The organism is Paenibacillus sp. P4_E11 (genome assembly GCF_056401635.1).
The window spans coordinates 1-1,140 of sequence record NZ_JBFUIX010000529.1; the positions used below are offsets into that span (position 1 = coordinate 1).

1 protein-coding gene and 1 pseudogene are annotated in these 1,140 nt (G+C 44.0%); both read right to left on the reverse strand.

Annotation, left to right across the window (positions count from 1 at the left end; all coding sequences use genetic code 11):
* Positions 1–59: 59 nt before the first annotated feature.
* The gene (locus AC1DWB_RS35760) at positions 60–962 is read right to left on the reverse strand and encodes a carbohydrate ABC transporter permease (RefSeq protein WP_477545808.1); all 903 of its coding nucleotides are present in this window, start codon (positions 960–962) and stop codon (positions 60–62) included.
* Between the two features lie 55 nt (positions 963–1,017).
* Positions 1,018–1,140 (reverse strand): annotated as a pseudogene (locus AC1DWB_RS35765) (sugar ABC transporter permease); the annotation flags it as partial.

The window sequence follows — 1,140 nt, forward strand, 5'->3', positions numbered from 1 at the left end:
CCGATAGACGACCTGACGGTCTAGTCTACGTCGAGCAATAGATTCATTCCCCCTGCTCTTTATGATTTAATGGAACCGATCATCACGCCTTTCGCGAAATATTTTTGAAAGAAAGGATATGACAACAAAATCGGAAGCATCGTTACCATAATTGAAGCGTACTTAATGCGTTGAGTAATTCCCAAGATTGCCGCAGGATCGTTCACGAGCGATGGGTCCGTCATCGCATTGCTTGAGAAGTTAGTCGTACCCAACACGAGTAAGCGACGGAGATAGAGCGATAGCGGCAAATAGTCGGGATTCTTCAAATAAATCATCGCGTTAAAAAACGAGTTCCAGTGACCGACTCCGTAAAATAAAGCCAATACGGCAATAATCGGCTTGCACAACGGAATAACGATTTTGTAGAAAATATAAATGTCGTTGGCTCCGTCTATTTTGGCCGCTTCTGCCATTTCGTCCGGAATGTTGAGCGTTAGGAATTCCCTCGCCATAATCAGGTTAAACACGCTGACTGCTCCCGGAAGTACCATCGACCATCGGGTATCGTATAGTCCAAGCCAATTGATAAGCAAGAAGCTAGGAATGATGCCTCCGCTGAAAAACATCGTTACCGCGATAATGAAGGTTACGTGCGAGCGAAACATGTAATACTTGCGCGACAAGGCGTATGCTGCAGTTAGCGTAAAAAACAAGTTGATGAACGTTCCCACGAAGGTGTACCACAGCGTGTTGTAATAAGCTTTGAAAATCGCTCCGTCGGCGAGCACATCCGTATACCCCTCCAAGGTAAATCCCTTAGGAAACAAGAAAACGTCATGGCGTAAAATCGCATTGTAGTCGCTTAATGAACTGGCCAGTATAAACACCATCGGATACACAGTTATACCCGCAACGAAAATCAAGAATACGATGTTACTGGAGTCGAATATCTTTTCTCCGGTGCTTTTTTTAGTTACCATCCCCTAGATACCCCCATAGCAAGTAAGTAATCATAATGAAATGCTAGGCATTGCCTTACCATAGAGATACGCTAGATACTCTCTTGCTAATAAAATTGACAATGACGATTAAGATGAAGTTAATGACGTTATTAAAGAGACCGATCGCGGTACCGAAGCTGTACTCCCCGTCTAGGAT